A 25,982-nucleotide genomic window follows, 5' to 3' on the forward strand; every position below is an offset into this window, starting at 1 on the left:
ACACAGGTGATTCTAAACTGATGTTGCTACGCAGGACTAAGCGATGCTACGCAACGGTTACAACTTGATTTACTTAATCTAACATATTAAGTAAATAATATTGTTTTGGGAGTGTCAAAGCTCCCCTACCCAGCTTGGCTAAGATTATACTTAGCTGTGTGGCTACTTAAGTTGACATCTTTTGGGTTTTTCACCATATTTGTAGATGCCTTTTTTTCATTAATTCACAGATTTTTCAACGGCCAGTGAGTAAACTAATTCATTGGCGGAGGTTAGTAGGACTAATTGTCAGGATTGCCGAGTTAAGACAGTTACTTGCAACTTAGTACTTAGTTATAAGTTATCGTCTTATTGCCCTGACCAGTCCTGATGGTTTTATTGCTTCCCAGGGTGGTGATAATATCATCGCCATTACCTGTATTTATAGTGTCATTGCCAGCACCGGTGATAATAACTTGATTTCCATTTGCAGTTCTGATGGTGTTATTACCTCCACTGCTTGTAATCCAACTATTGCCAGTTCTTGTGCTAATGCGGTCGTTGCCTGCGCCGGTGGTAATAACTTGATTTCCATTACCAGTAGTGATGATGTTATCACCGCCACTACTTGTAATCACACTATTACCAATACCTGTAGTGATGCTGTCATTACCGTTACCAGTGATAATAGTTTGATGTCCATTTTTAGTGCTGATGCTGTTATTACCATCACCAGTGGTGATGCGATTATTGCCTGCGCCGGTTCTAATGGTGTTATTTCCCCTGCCAACGTTAATTTCTATATCCCGATCGCCTGTAGTAATAGTATTGCGACCATCACCAGCGGTAATCTTGCTATTGCCACTTCCTATGGTGATGGAGTTATCACCATCACCGGCATTAACTGTCTGGTTACCACTAGCGGTAGTGATGCGATTAGAACCATGACCAATGGTTATAGCTTGATTTCCATTTCTAGTGGTGATGTGGTTATTACCATCACCGGTGCTAATGCGATTATTGCCGTTACCGGTTTTGATGATGTTGTTTCCACTCCCGGTGATAATCTCGGAATCCCGATCGCCTGTAGTAATAGTATTGCGACCATCACCGGTTGTAATCTTGCTGTTGCCATGACCAACGGTGATGGAGTTATCACCATGTCCAGCCAAATCAATTATCTGGTTACCATTTCCTATGCTGATGCGGTTGTTCTTATCCCCGGTAATGATAATGGTTTGATTTCCATTTCTGGTAGTGATGTGGTTACTACCGTCTTGAGCCTTAATGGTATGATTACCGTTACCGGTGTTAATTACATTGTTACCAGTACGTGCGTCTAGTTCTAAAACGCCGCTGAAGTTGTTGGTGAGGTTGATTCTATCGGAACCGGAACCGAGGATAATTTCCATGGTGTCTATCCCTAGGTATTGCAGGTTACTTAAACCCAGTCCTAATATGTGGGTGTTATTAACTATTACTGAGTCTCTAAAGCCTAGGGTGTCAGAAGAAAAGTCAAGATTAAGGCGATCGCTTTGCCCTGTACTACCGTCAATAGAAAAATTAGCCCCATTAACTAGACTAGGATTAACCAGCGTCACCACATTGTTACCAGAACCCAAAATCAGGTTAATTCCTTGCATATTGTAGCTCAGAGAACCAGAATCTTGGGGCGAAGGGTTTTGCAGGTCAATAAATAGATTTAAATCATCTGCGGTGTCAGAGAAATCTTGAGTAAAGCTGTTATTGCCGCCACCGCCATCCACAAAGGTAGCAGCAGTCACCGTTTTATCCGCTGCAAAAGAATCATTACCAGAGCCTAAATATAAATTAATGTATTGCAATCTCTGGTAATCTACCGACACAGCCAACCCAGTAATAGCTGTTTGAGTAATATTGACATTTCTACCTACTGTGTCGTTTTGGTTATTAACGTTTAACGTATTTATACCACCACCACCGTCAATGTTGACCGGGTTAGCTACGGTAGTTATTAGCGTATTGTCAAGGTTAAAAGTGTCGTCATCTTCCCCCGCAGTCATCATCAGTCCTCTAGACTGGATTCTACCTAAAAGGGTAACTATACTGCCTGTACCGGGGTCTTGATTTTGTAGGTCTGTCTGTATCTCAACATCCCCCGTGGCGATAAGGTGAGAGCCAGTTTCTAAAGTGAGGTTATCGCCAGCGCCTAACGTAATGTTGCCGTTCGTGGCGGTCAAAGTAACACCGGATTTAATTACTAGGTCATCACCAGTCTCCACAGAGTCCCCTGCTGTTAAGGTAACTGATAAAGCTGTGATGTCCTCCGTGACTGTCATGGGACTGCGGGTAGAAAATACCACGTTACCACTAGCGTTAATCTCATCTACTAGAGTGAGTGCGCCCCTGTTTTCCAGGTAGATGTTATTTATATTGTTGTTTGGGGTAATCCTCAGAGCATCTACGGCGGTTTGTAATACGTTATTGTTGCTACCAATATCCCCTGTGATATTTAATCTCAGAGAGTCCCCCGTAATGTCGGTTTCCTCCGTACCGCTGTAGATGTTATTGGCAGTTAAGGTTAAGTCAGAGTTAGTCTCTAGATTGTGGACGGTCATACTACCACCGCTAACTAAGTTAACGTCCCCCGTGTCGCTATTCAGGTTTGTTACTGTTAACCCACCACTGGTGGTAATGTTAATAACTCCGTCGTTAGCGGTGATATTATCCAGATTCAAAGCACTGGTGGAGTCAACCGTAATAGTTCCATCCCCAATCACACCGGCGTTTAAGTTGCTATTCCCCGCAAGCTCAATCTCAATATTCTTCAGTGCGGTAATGTCGATATTTTGGGAATTAAGCCTTACCCCATTGGCTGTAGTGACACTACCACCAACTAGAGTGGAGCCGTTGTAATAACCAGTAGAACCTAAGACTAGGTTATTAGTAATGGGGACTCCCGTTAAAACTAAATTATCACCGGTGCTAATCTCTACATAATTGGCTATGGTAAGCATTTCCTCAAAGTCTATATTAGCCAGGTCTTTTTGAGCTTTGAGGATTAATTCATCGGCTTGGACTGTAAAGGTGATGCGATTATTTTGTAGTTCGCCGGAGGCTTTGGTTAATTTAATTGCTCCCGCCAGTTCTGACTGTAGTACAGGTTTGAGGTTTAACCCAGTCTTGGATGCTTGGGTCATGTAGATGTAAACGTCGCTGTAGTTGGGATTTTTAGCTACTTCCCTATAGTCAGCCTCGGAAACGTAGATGATTTTATTCTCTGGTACTTGTCCCTCTAGATTTTCGGTGACCGTATACATATACAGACCCGAATCGTTTTGACGTGTCCAGACCGTGAGAGTGTTTAAGATGTCGTTGACGCTGTTGTATACCCGCTCCTGACCCTGGGGTGTCACGACATCTAGATGATAAACCCGTTCGTTACCGTCTTGAATGTCATTGCTATTAGCGTCATGGTAATAGGCGTATTTACCTGTTTGTGTCTCTCGCTCTTGGTAATAAACCGTGTTTAATATCGGGGCTAAACTTAGTTCTGCTTTTTCCTCTTCCGTCAAAAGTTCCAGTTGCTGATTATGCAACCGGTAAGCGTTACCTTGGGTTAACTCTGGGTGATCTAAGTAGTATTCGACATTAGTTCTGGTGTCGCGATATTTGTAAAAACCGGCGTAGTCTCCCGTAGTTTGCAGGTTACCTCTGGCCTCTAGGTTAATGATTTTTTCAGTACCAGTTGTCTTTTTAGTAAAGTTATCAAAAGATTCTGGGGAAATAATAATGTTATCGGAATCCAGGGCTAAAACTAGCTCATCTGTCTTGACATTGGGTAAAGTTACCCCCCCTTGGGCGATCGCCGAATAGCCCTTAGCCAAAGTAATTTTCTTAGCATCCAGGAAGATAGTTTTATCTATATCTATAGACTGGGTAGCTTGGAGAATTAAAGTGTGAGCATCGAGAACAATATTACCATTAGCAACATTAATGACCAAATCCTCCTGGAAACTGCGTAAATCAATAGTTCCAGTCGCCAGGGGGACGCTGACAGATGTTGACGTAACCAGAGAACCGAGATTAGAAACTTGAATACTCCCGTTAGTGGACGTCATAGTAGGTATACTCAAAGTGCGGTTTTCCTGCTGGTTACCAGTTCCCACCTTCCCTATACCCTTAAGTTTAATGTCCCCATACGCCGTAGCAGTGACCTCCGCCAGGTCTACCTCTAATAACCCGATATTGCTACCTGTTGATAGTGCCGTGAGGTTAGCATTAACCGCAATTAGTTCTGGTTGATTGTCTTGAGAGTTTTGAGCCAGAACATCACTACCATTGTTAGTAGTGACATTGATTTGACTATAGCGGGTTAAATTACCGTTACCATCATACTCACTATAATTACCAGCATTAATTCTGCCAATAGTCATATCACCATCACTGGTGAGAGTGAAAGTAGGAGCGTGGGAAGTATTAATTATTTCCACCAAATTAGCAAATAAAGCCCCACTAGTGGTAAGGGTAAAATCACCTTCATTAATAGTAACATCTTCTAGATTTAAACTACTACCAAGATTGGTCACATTAACATCACCTACTCCACCAGCTTGAATACTCAAATTACCAACTTGAGTATATAGATTAATATCACCTTGGGCAGTTGTTACCTGTAACGTATTAAACTGTAGCGGATTAGTATTTTCTGTGAAGAGTACTTGAGAAATTAGATTAAGCGTAGTCCCAGACAAATCACCCGTTTGATGCTGGAGAATAATATCCTTGACCGTTTCAATAGTGACCTGGTTGGCTATCTCCAGTTTTTCCACCGCAATATTTTCTACACCGCTAAACTTAACATCACCAGTCCCCGTAGCCTTAATGTCACTTAAGCGCAGTAGTGCAGCTGACTTAACGTCAGTTTCTGTGTCACTCGTAGTGAGAGTAACCGCTACTTCTGAGAGGGTATCTTGGTAGTTATCATCAAGAGTGAGGTCAACCTTACCGCCATAATTATTAATGTTGAGATTTTCAACTTGAAGATTAGCTGTAATTCCCCCCTGAGTAGTGATATTAATAGCGTCAGCAGCGATTAAACCATGTTGAACATAATCATAAGTTTCACCACCTAAAATGATTTCCCCATCTATAGAGTAATTATTGAACGTACCAGCAGAAGCATTAAAAGTACCTGTTTCTATCCAAGCAGAAGGTAAGTTTATCCCCCCGGCACTATCTGCAGTTAAACTAACCCTACCAGTACTAGCTGTCTTGATGTCAGTCGAGATGTTTCCCGTAATATTACCCCCCGCATTAGCTGTAATACCCTCACCGGAAGTAATTTCGCCAAAAATACCAATATCATTACCTGCACTTAACCCCACACTCTGACCAGCAGAAACCACCCCAGCAAAGCTGATATTATTTGTAGACGTAAGAACAACCTTACCAGTGTCATTAGTTGCCCGCAGTTCACTAATATCAGTAATATCAAGGTTGACAGAAGTAATAGATACCTGATCACGAGCAGTAATAACAGAAGGCGCGGCGATAGTTGTTTCAGCGGTTCTGTTAGCGGGTAACTCTCCCTTAATCCTCACATCGCCATCACTAGTAACAGTAATATTGCTGTCAACATTAACAGTAGAGAGCTTACCAGCAATACTTACATCACCCACAGCCTCAATATTAATACCACCAGCAGCAGCAATAGAATTGTAAAACTCACCGTAATCCTTATAAGTTTCGGGAGTAGTTCTGACTGTGAGCCAGATAATCTCTTCTGTGGTAATAGGGACATTAACATACTTATTTTCATACCTAATACTCACATCCTTAACTTGAGTTTCCCAAATTTCATAACGGGGACGACCGTCAAAAATGTTTTGCTGTTCGCTTACCCATTTCCAAGAAGTTTGTAAGCGGTTGTCATAAACAGGTTTATATTTAGATTGCCAATGATATTGATAGTTTTGCCAGTCTTCTTTAATGCTGACTGGTTCAATATTACGCCCCCGGACGAAGGCACCCACATCATCACCAGTACGACTATCAGGGTCATAACCACTACCCCACGCAATTGACCAAATAATGCTAGATTCTACCTCATCATACTGACTTTGCCAGGTGTTGAGGTTACTAGTGCTGAGGTGGAAGTAAGGATAACCAACAAAATTGTAGATGGCTTCTTCATGATAGGTTTCTTTATCATGGCCATCCCCAAAAGCATCATTTAGGACAGCAATATCAGAAGGTGTCAACCTCCGCCAATCCCATGTAGGTACATGTTCCTCATCATTGTAGCTCATTTCGCTACCATCATCATTGTCCATCCAGTAGCCACCTAGGGGAACCCACTCACCGGGATAATCAAATTTAAAGCCAAACTGTCCAGCTTTGGTAGTGGTGGATTTCTGTGTAAAAGTACGAGTATCATACTTAATAGCATTGATATAATTATCATTAGCCGAAATCAAATCCGTATACCGATTTAGTTTGTAGGGTGCAGGCTGTATCGGCTCTGTTTGGTCTCCCACACTCCAATCAGGGTCAAGACTAAAATTGACTGTTTCCCGTAGGTCAATATTAAAGTAACGAGAGCCAGTATTAGGCACATAATCTACTGACCAGTGGGCTTCTCCATCTTCCCTGGGATTAATCCCTTGTTTTTTCTTCCGACCCCGGACAAAAGCACCCACATCATCACCGCTCCACCTGGTTGTATATATGATAGTTGACTCTACCTCATCGTAGTTAGCTAACCACATATTCAGGTTAGAGGTACTCAGGTAATTATTATGGGGATAATCAACAAAGTCATTATAACTCCAATAATACTCAATGTCATGACCATCCCCAAAGACATCATTTAGGACGGACATATCATCGGGGGTGAGTAGTCGGAAACCCCAGGTAGGTACATCTTGTTCTTTGTCGTACTTCATGCTACTACCATCGTCATTATCCATCCAATAACCACCCAAGGGTACCCAGTCATGCCATTGGTTACTATAAGCGGCGGGATAATTATCATTGTCAAAGAAGTAGTCGGAGGCTTCTTGTGTATATTTAGCGTCGGCTTCATTCCAGAAGTAACCGATATATTCCCCAGTAGCAGTAACTCCCGCGCCTTGATTTATCCACTGATAGTCGGGGGTGTAAGCACTGGGGTTAGTTCCATCAAAGGTATCAGGGTTGGTAGCATTTAGTATTTTAGACTGACCTTGAGATACCGTTCTTAAAATGGCTTCCAAGTCAGCACTAATACCCACCGGTACACGTAAATAGATATCATTCCAACCGTCAATATCTATATTAATGATGGTGGTAGCAATGTTTTGGGGATTTGTCGCTACATCATAAGCGTTATAAAACCCTGCTTGGGCGCTTTGTTTATAGTCGCTACCACCAATAATCTCTTTACGGTATGTTACCCCTTGGGCGGTTTCCATCTCAAAGGATTCGTTGGTTTCGCTGAGGTTCCAGTAAACATCATTGCGGGTGGGGTTACCGTTGATGTTTCTGTCTACTTTGGCGTTACTGAAACTAAAGTCAAACAGTCTGTAGTAACCTAGTGCTGTTAAAACTACATTTTGCTGGTCAGTGGTGAGTTCATTAAATCCAGCGTCGGATTTAGGTTTACCTGCTAGTCCCCAGGTAATCTCATCCACAAAGTAATCAATTTGATTGACAAAATACTCTTTTTCTGTGTCGGTTTTTGGATTCCAGTAGCTATCTTGATTGAGAACTACATCCATAGTGAAAAATTCACTACCGACGCGTACCTGGTCAACCCCTACTTGTTCTGTGACTGTGGTGGGTACCCAGTTAACTATTTCTATTTCAACCTTACTTTCATCTTGGGGAGTATTGGGGTCATCTTCAGCTAATACCTTCTTTGTCCCAGACTCAATAGTTTTAGTGACTGGAATTTGGGTTAAAACAGGAATACTTAACAGTTTTTGACCAGTTGCTAAACTAGCATCTGCTTCTACTATTACCGTTCCCCCGGATAAAATATTAACGACACCTTGGGAAGCGTTAAGGGAACCTGTACCATAAATCTGGACAGTTCCACCGCTTAACTGCGACTTAGTGATGTTCCCCCGGATAGTGTCTAAACTCCAATTGGGGTCAATACCAGCTTTTATGTTGAGATTTTTACCAGATGTAACTATTCCACTAGTCCCTATACCGTTGATTTCTGCTGAGGTGACTACATTAATATTGATGTCTGAGGTGGATTGGTCGTTTCTGACAAACCCTTGAATCAAGAGGGTGTCAGCGATGATTTCTATAGTGTGGTGAGATTTGACTAAGGCGCGTTCAGAGGGTGATTTACTGCGAGCGATTAATACTTCACCTAAACCGTGAATTTGGACTGCTGGTTCTGTGAGGGTTAAATCTCCTGTTCCGGTGGTGGTAATCAGGGCGTTGTTAGGACGGATAGCGTCTTTGGGGTTGATTTCTTGGTAGTCAACTAGTTGAATGTTGTTACCTTGGATGTGAATTAAGCTGCGCGATCGCACTGGGCTATCAATAAAGATGTCACCGGCGTTATTTTTACTGGTAATGAATAATTTCTCAGGGTTAACATCTGAGTTAATTGGTAGTCCCCAAGTAGATGAATTAATCTCTGGTGCGACCTGACCCCGGAAAATAACACCAGAGTCACTGCTTATATTAATTGTCCCACCGGGTGCGGTGTCGAGAATACCCCCACCAAGGCGGGTGAGTTGAGAGGGTTCACCGTTATATTCTACAGGAGCATTACCAAGGGGGACGAGGTTACCCTCAGCGTCCACATATTCCCCATTTTGGTTAATGAAGTAATTAGAACTGTTAACTAACCGGTTTTGAAGGTCTTTAAAAATAACTGGGTTAACCATTAACCCATACCCACTGGGTGTAGTTCCCCCCTCTAAGGTCAGAACGTCATCAGCTACTAAGTAACCATCAACTAACAAAAGTCCATCGGTCTTGATGGTAATATCAGAGTTATTGTGAAAAGCTTGAATGGTTCCGTTAGTTTCTAAGCGGTGGGAACTTTGAATATTAATCGCCCCGGTGGTGGAGTCAGTTAATACGGCGCTTCCTGTGCTGCTAAATCTAGCGGTAGCGTCGGTTTGAATCAAGCTTAAACTATTCATGGTTAAGTCTAAGTCATCATCTCCCCCAGTAATAGTGATATTAATGTCCCCTGTAGCTTGAGCGGAACCACCGCGGGTAACAAGTCCTCCCTGTTCTACACCAATTCCCCCAAATTTAACTAGTTCTGTAGCGTTGAGGTGAATTTCTCCACCCTTACCCGTCCATGTAGTTTTGTCACCTTCTTCTGTAAGGGAAGCACCGGCTAAGATTGCACCGACGATGTTAATGGTGTTACCGGTAATCTGGATTTGGCTATTGTCTCTATGGGTGAGTATCCGGGCTGCGGAGTTAATGTTAATGTCACCTGCTGCTTGGAGGATGATTTCGCCCGGAGCGACTAAATCAATACCCTGTTGCTGGTAGATGCCGTTATTTTCTAGGGTGCGACCGAGGTTAATGGCTCCGGTGGGGTTGGTTTGGATAAGTTGTAGGTTTTCCCCTGGGGTTTGAATAATTATCTGGCTGTTGTACCCATTAATACTATCTCCAGCGACTACTTTAAAGGTTCCCAAGCTGAGAATGTCGCTGTCAAGGTCGATACTACCAGGGGTGGTGAGTAAGGTTTCCACTGTATTCGCATCACCATCTACACCTAGGGAACGGACAACACCTTGGTTGATGATGTTCTGACCTCCCATGGTTAGTTGTCCATGGCTAATGATGCGGCCTGATGTGGGGGCGATGATGAGGTTACCGGCGATCGCCTGAAGATTAATAACCTTCATGTGACTGATGTCGCCGATAAAGCTATCAATGACGACATCATTCAAACCTTGAATATTCAAAACCTTACTATCCAAGCGGCTAGTCCCAAAAGTATGGATACTAGTTTCATCTGGTACTATTTCTTCACCAGCACTTAATTTAATCTCGTTCTGTGCGGTGAGACTTCCATGGAGTTCTAAGGTCTTACTAGCGGTGATATTAATATTATTGTTTTCACCCCCGGCGACCACATCACCTTTAACCACGCCATAGACACCAATATTTAGGTTAATGTCACCCTCTACGGTTTCTAGTAACCCAGTCCAATCTAAGTCAACATTAACACCATCGGGGGATGTTCCACTGTTGAGGTGAATAGCTTCATATGCTAAGACTTTACCCGCAATATAAAGCTTACCATTTGGTCTCTCCGGTGAACCGATGGTAACTTGAGAACGTACTTCACCAGCTTGAATATTATAAGGGAGTATGGAGGTGATATCTGCGGTTAGGGGGGTAAAGCCTAGCAAGTCTGCGTTAATCGTCCCTTGATTTATTAGCTCAAATTCATAGGAACTGGTTAAGACTAACCGCCCTTCCCGAATTTTCACCAACATATCATACTGGTCAAAGTCTGTGTAGGTGCTACCTACTGTTGGTGTGTCTTGGTTTTGAGTGCTAACTACAGTCCAGGTAGCATTTACTAAAGCAGTATTTAAATCCGCGACTAAATCCGCTACTTCCTCGTTATTCTCAGTCTCTGACTTCGGTAGAGTTACATCAGCTGCAATGACAAAACCCACCTTATCTATTTGTAGCTTGAGGGTGACATCTTGGCTAATTACCCCGGTTGCTAACTCATAGAACCCAGTAGCAGCAATTTCATGACTATGAGCAGGGGCTAAAATATCAACTCTACCCGCAGCATTGAGGTTGATGTTACTGTCTGGTTTCCAGGTAGATATTTGGGAAGAACCATAAACCACCATCCCCCGACCACTATAATTAGTGCTTCCGTCTTGGGGATCTGGTTCCACGGGGTCAACACCACCAATTAAATCTATCTGCTTCCCAGCTTGGAGAGTTTGACCAATTCTAATTTGGTGGTCTGCGGTCACCTTCAGGGTAGATTCCCCATCAAAGTGAGTGACATAGCGCCCCATGTAAGAACCAGTAGCGTCTCTGACTGTGGTTACTTCACCCCCTGGGACTAATAAGCCTTGGATATCAGCATCTTGAGTGGCGTTAATTTCTATGTGACTGTTGGGAGCATGGGTAACTAGTTCACTTGCTGCTTGAATAAAGGTTCCCGTACCAGAGGGGTGAGCGCCGCCGTTGATTTCTATTAAGTCATGGGCGAATAGATAAGCACCGGTTTGGATAGGTTCCCCTGCTTTATTCACAGTGTTACCACCCACAAAAGCTTGACCTAGGGAATTAACCTTAATTGCGCCATAGTTCCCCGACCATTCCACAGTTTGACTTTCCAGGTTCCCATCATCATCAAAGGTTTGGAACAGCTTCCCACCAGCTACCAAAGTTCCCATAACCTCCATGTTCCCTTGATTGTTAATGGTAATCACTCCCCCACTGTTATCAGAACTTAACCCATAAGCAGCAGCACCAGCAGCGGGGGTGATTAATAAACCTAAACCATTGTCATCACTTCCAGCTATTCCCCCATTCATCGTCACAGACTTGGAAGCCAGTAAACCCGTATCTAGGAAAAGTTGCTCACCAGCTGTAACAACCACAGTGGAATCATTACCCGCAAAAGTGACACCATTAGCCCCAATCTCTCCCCCCGCGACTACTGAACCAAGAATATCTACGTCTTTGGCTCCGGTGATGGTAATCCTACTACCGGCTTTTGTGGTTCTAACCCTAGAAGTACCATGGACATAAACACTAGAACCCCTGCTGTTAGCTCTGTCTGTAGTCAAGATATTGATTTGACTTTCGGAGGTGAGGAAACCTTCTACATAGACCCAACCGGTGGTAGCAATATTTAAGTTAGAGTTTTCGCCGCTGACGTTGATGTTACCTCTGAGGATGACATCATCACTAAACTCTAGGTTAAGGGTGGCGTTGTCTGCCAGACTGGTAATAGTACCAGTGAGGAAGAGTGAGAAGGGGTCGGGTTGTAAGTCTTTGAGGTAGAGGTTATCTGGTAAACCTACCTCTAGATAATCGTCATAGTTAGGTAGTCGGGAGGTGCGGGAGATTAGTTTTATATCTCTTTGGGTGGTGACTGAACCGGGGATGAATATTCCATGAGTTGACTCTAAGGTGAGGGTTCCGGCGGTGACTTCATTTACCCGCATATCACCGGTTAAGACTCTAATATCAGCGTGTTCGATGACGTTAGCTCGCTCTAAGTATAAGTCGTCGGATGTTTCCCGGAGGTAGGCGCTACTATTACTAGCGACGATTAATTTACCTTCTGTGAGGGAGTTGGTGTTAATTTCTAGGAAGTTATCAGCTGTGGCGATGTTACCCAGAGCATCTAGGGTAATGTTTCGCCCAATAACATCAGGTGTATTTTCTTGGGTATCAATGATTGATTGGGTGGTGCGTAAACCCACGTCAAAGTTAGTTTCAATCTTACCTACCCGGAAGTTACGGTAAGGAGAGTTAAGGTAAATAGCTCCTTGTTCTTCCCCTGTGGATTGGGCGTTAATTACTCCATTATTGAGAACATCTACATCTAAATAATTGGTATGTTCCCCAATAAAGCCTGTGGTTGAGGAGATGTTGATGGCGGAACTGCTGATGTTGAGTGCGTTTTGGTTGTTGTCAACAATGAAGCCTTTAATATCTAAGTCTACTGTGCCTAGGGCTGTGATGGTATTTAGCAGTAGGTCAGTATTGGGAACTTCTATTTTAATATTAGAACTACTGTTGACTTTATTGATTGTTAATGCTTCTTCCCCTAGGTAACGGATGTAAGCATTTCCTGTGGATTCGGCGCTGAGTTGTCTTACTTCCCCTGTCATGTTGATGCGGAAGGGTGTATTGGGGGTGTGGGAAGCTATGACACCACCAGAAACTAGGAGGATGTTGTTACCAGAGGTGGTAATGGCAAGGGTGTCTGTGGTGTGGTTGTCAATTAGATTACCTGTAGACTGTAGTCTGACGTTCCCGCCGGCGGTAATTTTGTCAACCGTCAAATTACTTTGGTCTTGGAGGGCGATCGCACCCCCAGCATCTATATTAGTTAACCCCCCAGTGAGAACATCAATATCATTAATTACCTGTAAAGTCAAGGTTTTAATTACCGACTTGTCTAAAACCAGTTGACCTGTTTCTAGGGTGACATTACCCACAGCGTCTGTTCCATGGGAGGCGGTTAACTGTTCCCACTGGGTGGGGTCAAGGTAAAGTTGGCGAGTTAAGTCTAAACTAGCGGACTCTCCTAAATACTTATATAATCCATATTCGGCTGCATCATACTGGACTAAAACTATGTCCCCTTGGGAAACATTGCGGTTATCCACAATTAACCGACTCACACCGGTGACAATATCTGGGTTAACTAGTTGCCATACAGCAGTATTTGTAAAATCAGATTGAGTCAAATTAACGTTACTTGCTCCATCCCCCAAATACCTGTAAGTGGCGTAGGTTACCCCAATAATATCGCTAACAGTGGCACTAGAAAGTAATTTCTTTTCATCGGTACTCAGGTCTGCATAACCGTTTTCTAGGTTAATTACAATCTTGTCCCCGACCTTACCCAAATTACCACTGGTTGTGACTGTGAGGTGACGAGCAACTATGTTATACTCTTCTGCTTTTTCTGGGGGAGTATTTACCCCTGTGGGTTTGCTCAGGGGATAAAGGAAGCTGTAAAGAGGGACTGAGAGGGGATACCGTAAAGAATCCTCCGCGAATGCAGCTAAAGCTTTATCACTTAGCTCTCTAGTTGCTAAGGTAGAGGTTTCCCCTAAATTATCCAGAATTGACCCATCAGGAGCATCTAAATAAACATCTCCCTCGGTCTCCATCCCCAGTAAATATAAATCCCCTGTAGGTTGACGCAGATAAACATCACTTTTAGCGCTTCCTCCTACTCCCCCGGTGCTATTAGTATTAACCTTTACCCATTGCTCTGCGGTGCCAATTCCACCTTTACTGCTGGTGAGGATGATGTCATTACCGGTAATGAGAGCATTATTGTTAGACATACTAATACCATCGGCGGCGCGGATGCTGATGTCACCCCTGGCGGTAATGTTATTAATTACCAGGTAACTGCTCTGGTTGTCTGGGGAGACTATGAGTAGTTTAATATTTCCTTGGGCGATCGCATTGAGAGGCTGTAAACCGCCTTGAATTGCCACATCAATACTACCAGACTCCGCTGTTAAGGAAAGAGCATCTAAACCCCCGACTTCCCCACTCTCTTTGGTATTGGCGTAAATTACACTAGAACCCACGCTCTGAATATAAGCTCCGGTAAGTTGTAAATTACTGCTGGGGGATTCAATATCACCATAAAGCTCTAACCCACCCACGCTGTTAATACTAATATTCGCTTCGCCACTGCTAGGTCCGGGGAGGAACTGAATATCAATGGGGTAATCAGCTTTGAGGGAGTGAGTGTAAAAATCCTTTAACCCCCTAATTGTAGTAATTTTAGTGTGTAAAGTTTTTTCCTGTAGCCAACCGCCTCCAGTTTCCCACTGCTCTACTTTCGCTGAGTAATTCTTGTAATTATTGTCAAACTTATTCAGAGAAATACTGGTAAACTTCGCTTCATCAACATCCTTCTTGATATTCTTAACTATCTCTCCCGTGTATTGCCACGTAGTAGTATCAGTATAATTTTGTAACTCTAAGTCTAAATCGGCATTTTCGCCCAAATAGAGGTAAACCTTACCATATTCAGGACTAGATAAGTCTTGTCTTACATCTCTAACCTTGGAGATATTTTGAATTAGGTCTACACTATTATCCTCCGTCAGCAAGTACCCAACACTATAAACTGGTAATTCTCCCCCAGTCACAATAATTGCTTCTGACTCTAGCAAAGGTTTCTGGTCTCTAAACTTGACATTTCGCCATTTATAGCTTTCATCTGGTACTAATCCATCCCAGTCAAAGCCCAAAAGATTAAAACTCTTTTTCTCATATTTAGTAACTACAACTTCAGTTTTTTCCTGTCCCTCAGTCCATACGTACTCTCGCCCTCCTTGGGGCTGGTATTTAATATCATCATCAATATTGTTAGAAATAGTACCAGTTAGGGTATATTGAATACCGCCGTTAGTACTATCAGCAGCGCCAATGTAGTTAGATGTTTGAATACCATTAGCATCTAGTTTATACTCCACCTTTTTCAAGGTTTCAGTGTCGATGATAGTAATCTTACCTTGGCGGTTAGTAGTTGTATCAATGTTGTTGAGAATTAGCTTGTAAGGACTGGCGTTATTAATATCAATATTGGTGTACCCATTCGCTACCCTCAGTTGTCCATTACCGGTGCTAAATACTTGTCCCGCAATGGTAATTTGTCCACCTTTGGGGACAATGTCATCTAAAATAATTGCCTGTTGGTTGGGGTCAAAGTAACCATCCACAGGTACTTTATCTTCACCGAAGCTAATCCCCGCTATGGTTTGATTATTGTCGTCGATAAATGTAGTGATAGAATTACCCGGATTAAAGTTAGGTGCAATATCTAATTCAACTGTTGTGACACCGCTCTGAATAATCCCGTTAATATTCAAATACCGAGCGGTAATACTAATTAAGCCCTGGGCGAGAATGCGGGAACGATTCTCATTAATGGCTGACTGTAAGTTTTGTCCCTCAATGTTACCCGCATCAAAGTAAGTTTTAGAATCTGGTGCGCCCAATTCATCAAAAACCACTGCTCTAGTTTGGTCTAGGTTTAAGTATTGTCTGGGGTCGCGGTTGGTGTGTAACCAGCCATCAGAATTTAAGTTTAAGTTCCGCGCTGCATTAATTGTAATTGCTGCTGCTCTGAGTTCGCCGGAAACGTGAATACTACCTTCTCTGTTGTCGATATATAAATCACCGGCTTCGTTGATGACATCCCCTAGTAGGTAGATATCCTGGTCAGCAGAAGGTAACTTTGTTCCCCCTAGGTCGTATTGACTGCTGGGGAAAGCATCTTGGACGATGGAGATATTTTTAGGACTGGTGTTGTTGACGTTGGTCAGGGGACTGTTGTTTAAATAAACATTTCCAGGTTGTAAAACTGTGTACTCACCATCAATTATTTCAATCCGTTTATTATCCCGGATAATGGCATCATTAACATTTAGGGTAAAAGGTGACTGGTTGTTAACCTTGATTTCTGCCCCTGACCTAGCAATTAATTTTTTATTGTCAATTAAAGCTTGATACTTACTGGAACTAGCATCGGCTTCAATGAAGATGGAACCAGGTGCAGCGTAGATGTTGGGAAGGTTAGCAAATAGTAAATCTATTTGTTCTCTCACTAATCCAGTTTCGGGATTGATTAAACCAGAGTCGGCGATCGCCTGGTCAATAGCAGCTAACTGTACCTCATACCTAGCTACAGCTTCCAAGTCCTTTGCATGGCTAACCATCCAGTCTAGAACTTGCTTTCTCTGGTCTATCAACATATTACCCAAACTGGCATAGGTTAAGGTCACGTCATCCAGTTCTGTGGGCTTGACTACATAGAACTTATTCTGGAGAGTATTTTTAAACTTAATCGCCACATCACTGTTATAAACAGTCTCATCTGTCAAGTTAGGACTACGTCCCACATTTTCCCACCGCTGGGTATCTGTATAATTCTCTTTCTCCAACATCACAGAATCAGGACCCACATCGGTTATGGGTTTGTATCTGTAATAATTCCCCACCACTCCCCCGGAGTTTGCTCCACTGACAACCCTAACCAAAGTCCCTGTATATATAGATAAGGTCAGGGAATCCAGATTTAACGCTTTATACTCATACTTAGTTTCTGGGTCTAAATTCAAAGCAGATTTTTCTGCATTTGTCAACTGATTATTAGGAATCCCTTGTCTATTAAGTGTTTCACTCAACCGCGCTGTACTTAACTGCTGTACACCCCCGATTTTCATTGGCTTAATCTGAACTGTGGTTTTATTATTAATTCCCGCTTCTATTAAGACATCGTTACTAATGTTTACTTGGTTAGTGCTGTCTACATCGGCACCATCCGGGACATCAAAGCCATAGGGGACAAGGGATATACTCAATACATTTCCATCAGTTCTAGCTCGTTCATTCCCCCCAATACCTTCATCAGCTACCAGGGTGACATCTTCCAAAGCCCTAATAATTGTCTTCCCAGAAATATCAATCCGATTAACTTCATTAACCTTCGCCTCTACATCTGGGATATTAAAACTAGGTCCAAAGGAAACGGTAGTAATTTGTCCATTTGCACCCGCATCTAATAAGTTAGGAACTGTAAAGCTATCTCTACCGGTAAACAGATAGACATCACTACCTTTTAGCACAGCATCTTTAACTGTAATCTGTTGGGTACTATCCACTGTAGCTTTAGCATCAGCAGAAGTCACCCCACCAAAAGCAGAAGCTGAGAAAACATCTGTACTAACAAAAGCCTCCCCACTAGACCTGGTGGTTAAGTACATATCCCCAGATTTATTTTCTAGATTCGCTGTATCTATGTTAATCACAGACCTGGTTTTGGCCTTAATTTCCGACAAACCCACGGCGACATTAAACCCGCTAACCGTATCAACCTCTACCTTATCCCTACCAATAAAATCAGTCAAAGCCTCAATTCTGAATACTCCCCGGTTAGCATTACTACCATTAACTGTGATATTAGTACCCTTGCCAATATTCACCACTGCCTCTAGGGGATTACTAGCAGTCCCTACATCAGTACTACTTTCCAGTACAGATACAACCCCTAAACCAGCGGAACCGGTTTTTAGGTTGGCCTCATCCTCTCCGGTGTATTCCTTCTTTTCCAGACGGTTCACCGCTGCGATGAATAAATTATCAGCAGTGATGTTACTGTTAGCGCCTATATCAATATTAGTCTTACTGGTAACAAGATTCTCCACCACAGCCCCAGTACCGGCAGCCAAAGCCAAGGCGTAACTATCCGCCGACCCGTCTACTTTTTGGTTGAGATTAGAGGTAACAAAAAGACTTTTAAGATTGAGTGTGGTATTATCGCCAATTTGAGCCAGGGTAGAGTAGTCGTTGATGACTTTAGAAGACGCGCCCAAACCAGCAATTACCCCAGCACCTGCTGCTATACTTTCTGGTAACAAATCAGCGGCACCACTAGCCTCCATAGTTAACAACCGCCCATTAACCACAGAACCATTACCCAAAGTAGCGGTTACTTCGTTAACATTATTACCTCTACCCAGAGTAATATCCGCAATCATCGCCCCCGCTGCTAAAGCCCCTAAAGCGCCACCCTTAGCATCAGCCCGGACTTTATTATCCCCGGTCGCCTTAATTTCTACATCACCCAAAGCATTTAAACTCACACCTTCTGTAACTGCCCTCACCACAGTAGTAATATTACCCGTGGCCTTATTAGCCGTCACGCCAGCCCCAATCCCAGCGGCGGCTGCAATACCTATAGATACAGTCTGGGGAATATAGCTCACAGCATCAGCATTAACTCTAATGTTATTAGCAGTAACACTCAGAGGAATAGCACTTACAGCCCAAACCTTAAGAGGGTCGTTATCCACAACAGCCTCAACGGTACTCTTAAGCTCATTCTTCACCACAGCTACACCCAGAGCTAGTGCGATCGCCCCACCTGCAGCAGTCGCCCCCTTAGCCTCCGCCATCACCTGAGCATCTTCATGAGCCGACACACTCACATCACCAGCCGTGTTGAGAGTTATCAACCCCGTTACCCTAGCGGAAACATTATTCTCTATAGTATTGCTAATGCTAATTCCACCACCACTCAGAGCTAAAGCACCCGCAGCCACCGAAGCACTCACAGCATCAACGTCATTAACATATGCTCGTGCGGCATTAGCACTAACAGTAATATCCTCCAAACTTTGAACAATTCTCGCCCCAGTACTGTGGATATAAGCTTGAACATCATTTCTCAACTCATTCACTACCTGAGACACACCCACAGACAACCCCGCCAAACTAGCCGCTACAGCTACCCCAGTAGCCGCCGCCTTACTTACCTCACTGTCAGCATTAGCCCTCACCTCGACAGACCCCAAACTAATTACCCCAGCATCTTGTAAGTAAGCATAAACCCTAGACCCCATTTTATTAGTTACAGATGCCCCACTACCAGCCGCAGCACCACCAATCCCAGCCGCTACAGCCACCGCACCAGCAAAAGCCACCGCCCCTACAGACTCAGCCCCAGTAGCCACAACCCTCACATCACCAGTAGCCTTCACTGTTGACCCTTGAATATAAGCCAGAACCTGATTCCTATAGCCAGTGGTATCTCCCACACTATCAAAGCCAATCAGGTTTCTTGCCAGGCTCACACCCATCGCCGCCGCCGCTGCTACTAATCCTCCACTCAGAGACCCCGCAGCCGCACCTACTACGGCTGACAGGTTTAAGTTGCTGTCTGCCACCACAACCACGTCCCCATCCCCTCCTGCGGTTTCTATGGTGCTGTTACTGATGTAAGCCCCAACCTGGTTAGTAACAATGTTTGTACCCTCAGCCCCTGCGCCACTCAGGGCGATTCCTATGGAAGAAACACCCGCAGCTAATGCAGCCGCCACGGAAGTAGTTTTAATTTGAGCGGTTTCCTTGGCTGAAAGGGCAACTTCTCCGTTAGTGGTTTTTAAATTTACTTTCTGGATATAAGCCAAGACTTCATTTTTAATGGTGTTCCGGGCTAAAGACACCCCAATAGATACAGATACGGCTGCCGCCCCAGCAAAGGAGGCCGCTAAGGAAGCAGCACCGGTGAAGGATTCAATGGTGGAGCTATCATCCGCAATTAATTTGACTTCTTTGGCGGTGATGGTGATTGGGGTTGTGGCGGTGCTGACAATGTAGGCATTAACTTTACTATTAATCTTGTTTTCTGCACTGACTCCGGCTCCGCCTAAGCCTACGCCAACCGCACCTGCTGCCGCTACCGCAAAGGAACCGGCGGCTACGGTGGCTGAAATATTGGTATGGGCGATCGCGCTTTGATGTAAGTTACCGGTGGCGGTGACATTGGCATTATTAATGTAGGCTTGAATTTCTCCGGTAATTTGATTTTCAGCTACGGCTGCCCCAATGGATACACCGACCCCGGCGGCGCCGCCACCACCCACAGCGCCGGAGGCTGCTGCAATCAGGGCATTAATGTTAGATGTGTTTTCTGATGTGAGAGTTATGTCACCGGCACTGTTAATAGTGCCTCTGTTAATATAGGCATTGTTTTTATAAGTAATAATATTATCTGCTTTTGCCCCAGCCCCGCTGACTGCTATACCTGCTGTACCCGCTAAACTGGCGGCGAGGGAGGCGGCGATAGAACTGGCTGTGATAGTAGAGGCTGCCCCCACCTCTGCACTGATACCACCCAAGTTAGTGGTGAGGTTAGCATTGCTGGTGTAGGCTGTTACTTCACTACTAATGGTATTCCGGGCTAAGGATACGCCAATAGATATAGATACGGCTGCCGCCCCGGCAAAGGAGGCTGCGAGGGATGCAGCACCGGTGAAGGATTCGATGGTGGAGCTATCATCAGCAATTAATTTGACTTCTTTGGCGGTGATGGTGATTGGGGTTGTGGCGGTGCTGACAATGTAGGCATTAACTTTAGTATTAATCTTATTCTCTGAACTTACCCCGGCTCCGCCCAAACCCACACCAGCCGCACCCGCTGCCGCCACCGCAAAGGAACCGGCGGCTACGGTGGCTGAAATATTGGTATGGGCGATCGCACTTTGATGTAAGTTACCACCAGCGGTGACATTGGCATTATTAATGTAGGCTTGAATTTCTCCGGTAATTTGATTTTCAGCTACGGCTGCCCCAATGGATACACCGACCCCGGCAGTACCGCCACCACCCACAGCCCCAGAGGCTGCTGCAATCAGTGCGTTAATGTTAGATGTGTTTTCTGATGTGAGAGTTATGTCACCGGCACTGTTAATAGTGGCTCTGTTAATATAGGCATTGTTTTTATAAGTAATAATATTATCTGCTTTTGCTCCAGCCCCGCTGACTGCTATACCCGCCGTACCTGCTAAACCAGCGGCGAGGGAAGCGGCGATAGAACTGGCTTGAATAGAAGCAGCTTCTTTCACTGATGCCATTAGAGCACCTGTGTTAGTAGTGACGTTAGCATTACTAGTGTAGGCTGTCACTTCACTAGTAATGGTATTCCGGGCTAAAGACACGCCAATAGATAGGGAAACACCGGCCGTACCAGCGAGTGTTGCTGCGAGGGATGCAGCACCGGTGAAGGATTCAATGGTAGAGGTATCATCAGCAATTAATTTGACTTCCTTGGCGGTGATGGTAATGGGGGTAGTGGCGGTGCTGACAATGTAGGCATTAACTTTAGTATTAATTTTATTCTCCGCGCTGACTCCGGCTCCGCCCAAGCCTACGCCCACTTTGCCACCACCAGCAACCGCAAAGGAACCTGCAAATACAGTGGCTAAAATCACAGCATCGGCGATCGCACTTTGATGTAAGTTACCACTGGCTGTGACATTAGCATTATTAATATAAGCCTGGATTTCTTGGGTGATAGTATTGTTCGCAACACCTACTCCCACGGAAGCAGCAGCCCCTAACTTACCACCAAAAGCTAGAGCACCGGAAGCCGCCAAAATCATAGCATCAACAGAGGCACTATTTTGCGATGTCAGTTCTACATTAACTGCGTTAATAATTCGACTATTATCAATGTAGGCATTATTTTTAGACAGAATAATATTATCAGCCGTAGCACCAGCCCCACTCACCGCAAAACCTGCCTTACCAGCAACTGCTGCTGCTACAGAAGCGGCGATGGAAGTAGCAGCAATCGCTGTTTCTTGCCTCCACCGCTTGCCATCATTGTAATCCTCAACAGCGAGATTGTGAGTTACTAATTGCCAACGAGTGGTATTGCTATAATCTTCAACACTCAAATCAATACCATTAATATTCACCTTAGCTTGATAAAACGCACCGCCAGTACCACCGCCAGCATAATCATTAGCTAACTTGATAATGTTCCCGGCTGTAATATTTACCAAATCATCTGATGTTGTAGATTCAGTGGTGTAATTATAAGCTTCTCCTAAGAACCGATAAACTTTATTATCAGCAGTTTTGACCCTATCCCCAATCATCAAAGCCTTTGTCTGGGAGCTATCATACTGATGATTAAACTTACTCTGGTCTTCCAGGGTATTTGCTTGGAGAATGACCGAGCCCGTAGTACTGCCATGGACATCTCTAATGTAGGCATTGACTTGATTATCAATATAGTTACTTGCCAAAGACAAACCTAAAGAAATAGAGCTGCTAACTTTACCCCCCGACAAAGAAGCCCCCACCGATATGGACTGGGCATCACCGGTAATGCGGGAAGTGTCCGCCGCTTTCACAGTCAAATCCCCACCTTGAGCCGTAATGGCTGTAGTCCCAGCACCATCAATATAGGCATTAATCCGGGTTGCTATCTTATTGGTAGCCTCTAGACCTGCAGCACTTAACCCCAAAGTATTGCCTTGGGAAGACAAACCAACGGCAACAGAGGTAACAGCCACCGTAGCATCAATAAGAGTATTTGATGTTGCAGTTAAGCTAATGCCCTTAGCCGCAGTAATGGCACTATTCAGGGCATAGGCTTGTACCTCAAAAGGATTGGGAGTAGTTTGACTATACTCATTCCAACCGATTAAGTTACGGGCTACAGAAACCCCAATGGAAGCACCGGGGGTAAAACCTTGACTAGCAGCTACGGCAACCGATAGGGATGTTACCTTTGCCGTGATACTACCGTCATTGATAGCACTGATAGTGACTACCCCTTGGTTTTCCCCTGTACCCGTTGCCACCACAGGGGCGTTATCTAAATAAGCATTAGCTTTACCCCGAATTAAATTGAAGGCTAACGCCCCACCGCCACTAAAGCCAATGGCATTTTCACCAGAGTTCAAACTGACTGCAACGGCAATGGAGGAAGCAATAGAACTAGCGTCAATAGCTGCATTCTGTTGGGCGCTAACGGTAACACTGCCATTAGTAGCTGTAACGGAGCCATTCTTGATATAAGCTTCTGTGTTGTTGAGAATTTCATTCCGGGCGGCACTGAAACCCACAGAAACTGTGTTGGTTGATGCAGCCCCCACTCCCACCGCCAGGGATGGGGCTTCCACATTGGCATGAATGGTGGAGTTGTTACCTACCTCTACCCGAACATTACCATTATTCGCTCTGACACTAGGGGTATTTTCTAAGTACGCCCGGCTCAGGGTACCCACTTTGTTGAGGGCTACTACTGCACCGACACTGACGGATGTGTTACTAGACTCAGTTTGTAAGGTGCCCACAATGGCTGTGGATGATGTACCAATATTTGCAGATATATCAGCCTGGGAAGTGGCAGTTACAGCTAAACCAGCCGCAGACTGAATACTAGAATTAAGAATGTATGCTTGGACTTCTGCTAAATCTGCCGTACCAATGCTAGTACCAAATAAGGTATCAATGGTGTTAAATAAGAAGTTCTGTGGTTGCCAGCCTATGGTATTGAATGCTAAGGTAACGCCTACAGAAACGCCTTTAGATGTGGTATTACTAGTAATCTCGGCATCAATTATGGAAGTGTTTTTAGCATCGATACTCACACCACCTGTATTGGTTGTGATGTTACTGCCAGTAATGTATGCTTTGGCATCACTTAATACTAAGTTATTAGCAATAATGCCATTGACGGCTATGGATGAACTACTGGCAATGATACTACCACCTATAGCCTCCACTGTACTTGTGTTGGTAGCTTTAATGGTAGCATTTTCTAAGGCAGATACATTCACATCTACTGCGGTAATGGTAGCTTGCTTGATGAAGCTTTCCACCCCGCCTCTGACATCATTACGGACAATCAAGCCGCCAATGCCCATAGAATCAGAGCCGGTTATACTCAGTCCTACATATTTGTTACCCCAGGCTAAGGCATCATCTACAGCACTATCTAAGGGAATTTTCTCCCATTTATCAGTGCTATAGTCTACAGTACCTAAATCAAGATTTTCTCCATCTGCATCAGTGCCAACAAACTGATAAAAGCCACCCGCATCTCCACCGTTAGTATATTCATCATCTACTCGGACAATTTCGGAGTTTTTAACATCGCGCTGCCCTGATTTAGTCGTGTATTGATAAGAACCAGAAAGAATATTATCAAATAGAGTAGTGATTACCAAACCAGGGTTATTAGTGGTCGATGAGAGAGCCTGCAAAGTACTATCAGCTACAATATGAGCATCATCTACCGCGGATATAGTCATGCTGCCTGTGGCATTGACCGTATTCAACTGCAAATTGCTGCGATTATAGTCAATATATGCCTTAGCATCCGTGTTAACCATGTTATTGGCTAGCACAAAGCCCATGCTCTTACTGCTCGCATCTGCAAAGGCTGTGGCTACTGATGTGGAATTATTGCTAATCGTGGCATTGATTTGGGCATCATTAGTAGCTGTAAGGGAAATATCCCCCGTGGCGTTAACCGTGGTATTAAATAAGAAGGCGTGTACCTTAGCTGGTTGCTGGCTATTAAAGGCATCGGCAATGACCGGATCACCCAGTAAGGTATCTATAGCCTGGAACATGAAGAATTTTTGTGACTTCCAGCCAATGGTGTTAAATGCCATTGTCACTCCCTGTCCTGTATCGCCACTGCTGATAGTATTTAATGTCTGTGCGTTAATGTGGGAAGTATTTTGAGCATCCAGAACCAAATCACCTGTAGTGATATTACTTGCCGTAATATAAGCTTGGGAATCACTGAGGATTAGATTGGTGGCAATAACTCCACTGCGAGCAACTACATTGCCTTTACCCATGACAGTACCGCCGGAAGCTGAGGCAGTAATATCTGCGATCGCGCTGATTTCTGCGGTTTCCAGAGACTTTAAAGTTATTTCCCCTGCGGTGACTTCTCCCCTGTTGATGTGGGCAACTACATTACTTTTCACGTCATTCAAGACTACCAGCCCGCCGACACCCGCGGCATCAGAACCTCCCCCAACGGCAAGATTTAACCCTTGGGGTACTAATTGGGTTTCCGGTACTTGTTTCCAGTAACCTTTATCACTATAGTTTTCACTGCTGAGGTCTAATGTGGCAGTAGTACCCATATATTCATATACACTGCCAGGTTTGCCCAATCCTGAGTCATAATCATCAGTGAGACGAACTCTGTCGCCAAATTTGATCGCTCTTTCCCCCTCTAAACTGGTAAAATCAACCTTTAGGCGATCGTTGATTCCCTCTTGGAGAAGGGCAGCACCACCATCATTGGTCGTGGTAGAAGAAGAAACGATTTTACTATTGGCATAAATACCAGCATTGTCTTGGGCTGCGATCGTCAGTTCCCGACCGACATTGACTATGCGGCCACCTCTGTAAACACCATCATAATCAATATATGCTTCGACGTTACTACTAAGTTTATTACTTGCTAAAATTAACCCAGCGCTCTTGCCACTCGCACCATATAAAGCTGAAGCTGTAGAATCCGCAGCATTACTAACAGTAGCATTGATTTTTACTTCAGAGATGGCAGAAACAGATAAATTACCGCCGACATTAACCTCGGTATTTCTGATATAAGCTTTTACACTAGCAGGCTGCTCACCTGATGAAGCCCCAGAAATCAGGGGATCGCCAATTAACGTATCCAGAGCATTAGCAAAAACATTTTGCGGTTTCCAGCCAATCGAGTTAAAAGCTAACACACCAGACCTACCTGTATCCCCGGTAGACAGGGAACTTAGGAGGGTAGCATCAATAATTGATGTATTATTAGCAATTACATTTACATCGGTTCTACTAGCAATATTACTATTGCTGATGTATGCTTCTGCCTGACTCAATACTAAGTTAGTAACTACTATGCCCCCTGCGGCTACTACTGTACCACTGCCATATAAACTACCTCCAGATGCAGTGATAGTACTCTCTGTATTAGCTGTAAT

At 44.1% G+C, this 25,982-nt stretch carries 1 protein-coding gene; it reads right to left on the reverse strand.

The genetic code is table 11. The annotated features are described in order from the left end of the window. Positions 1-329: 329 nt before the first annotated feature. Positions 330-25,982, reverse strand: a complete 25,653-nt coding sequence (locus tag NWP21_RS08745; RefSeq protein ID WP_348519766.1) for a calcium-binding protein — start codon at positions 25,980-25,982, stop codon at positions 330-332.

The organism is Anabaenopsis sp. FSS-46 (assembly GCF_029891665.1).
GTDB lineage: Bacteria > Cyanobacteriota > Cyanobacteriia > Cyanobacteriales > Nostocaceae > Anabaenopsis > Anabaenopsis arnoldii.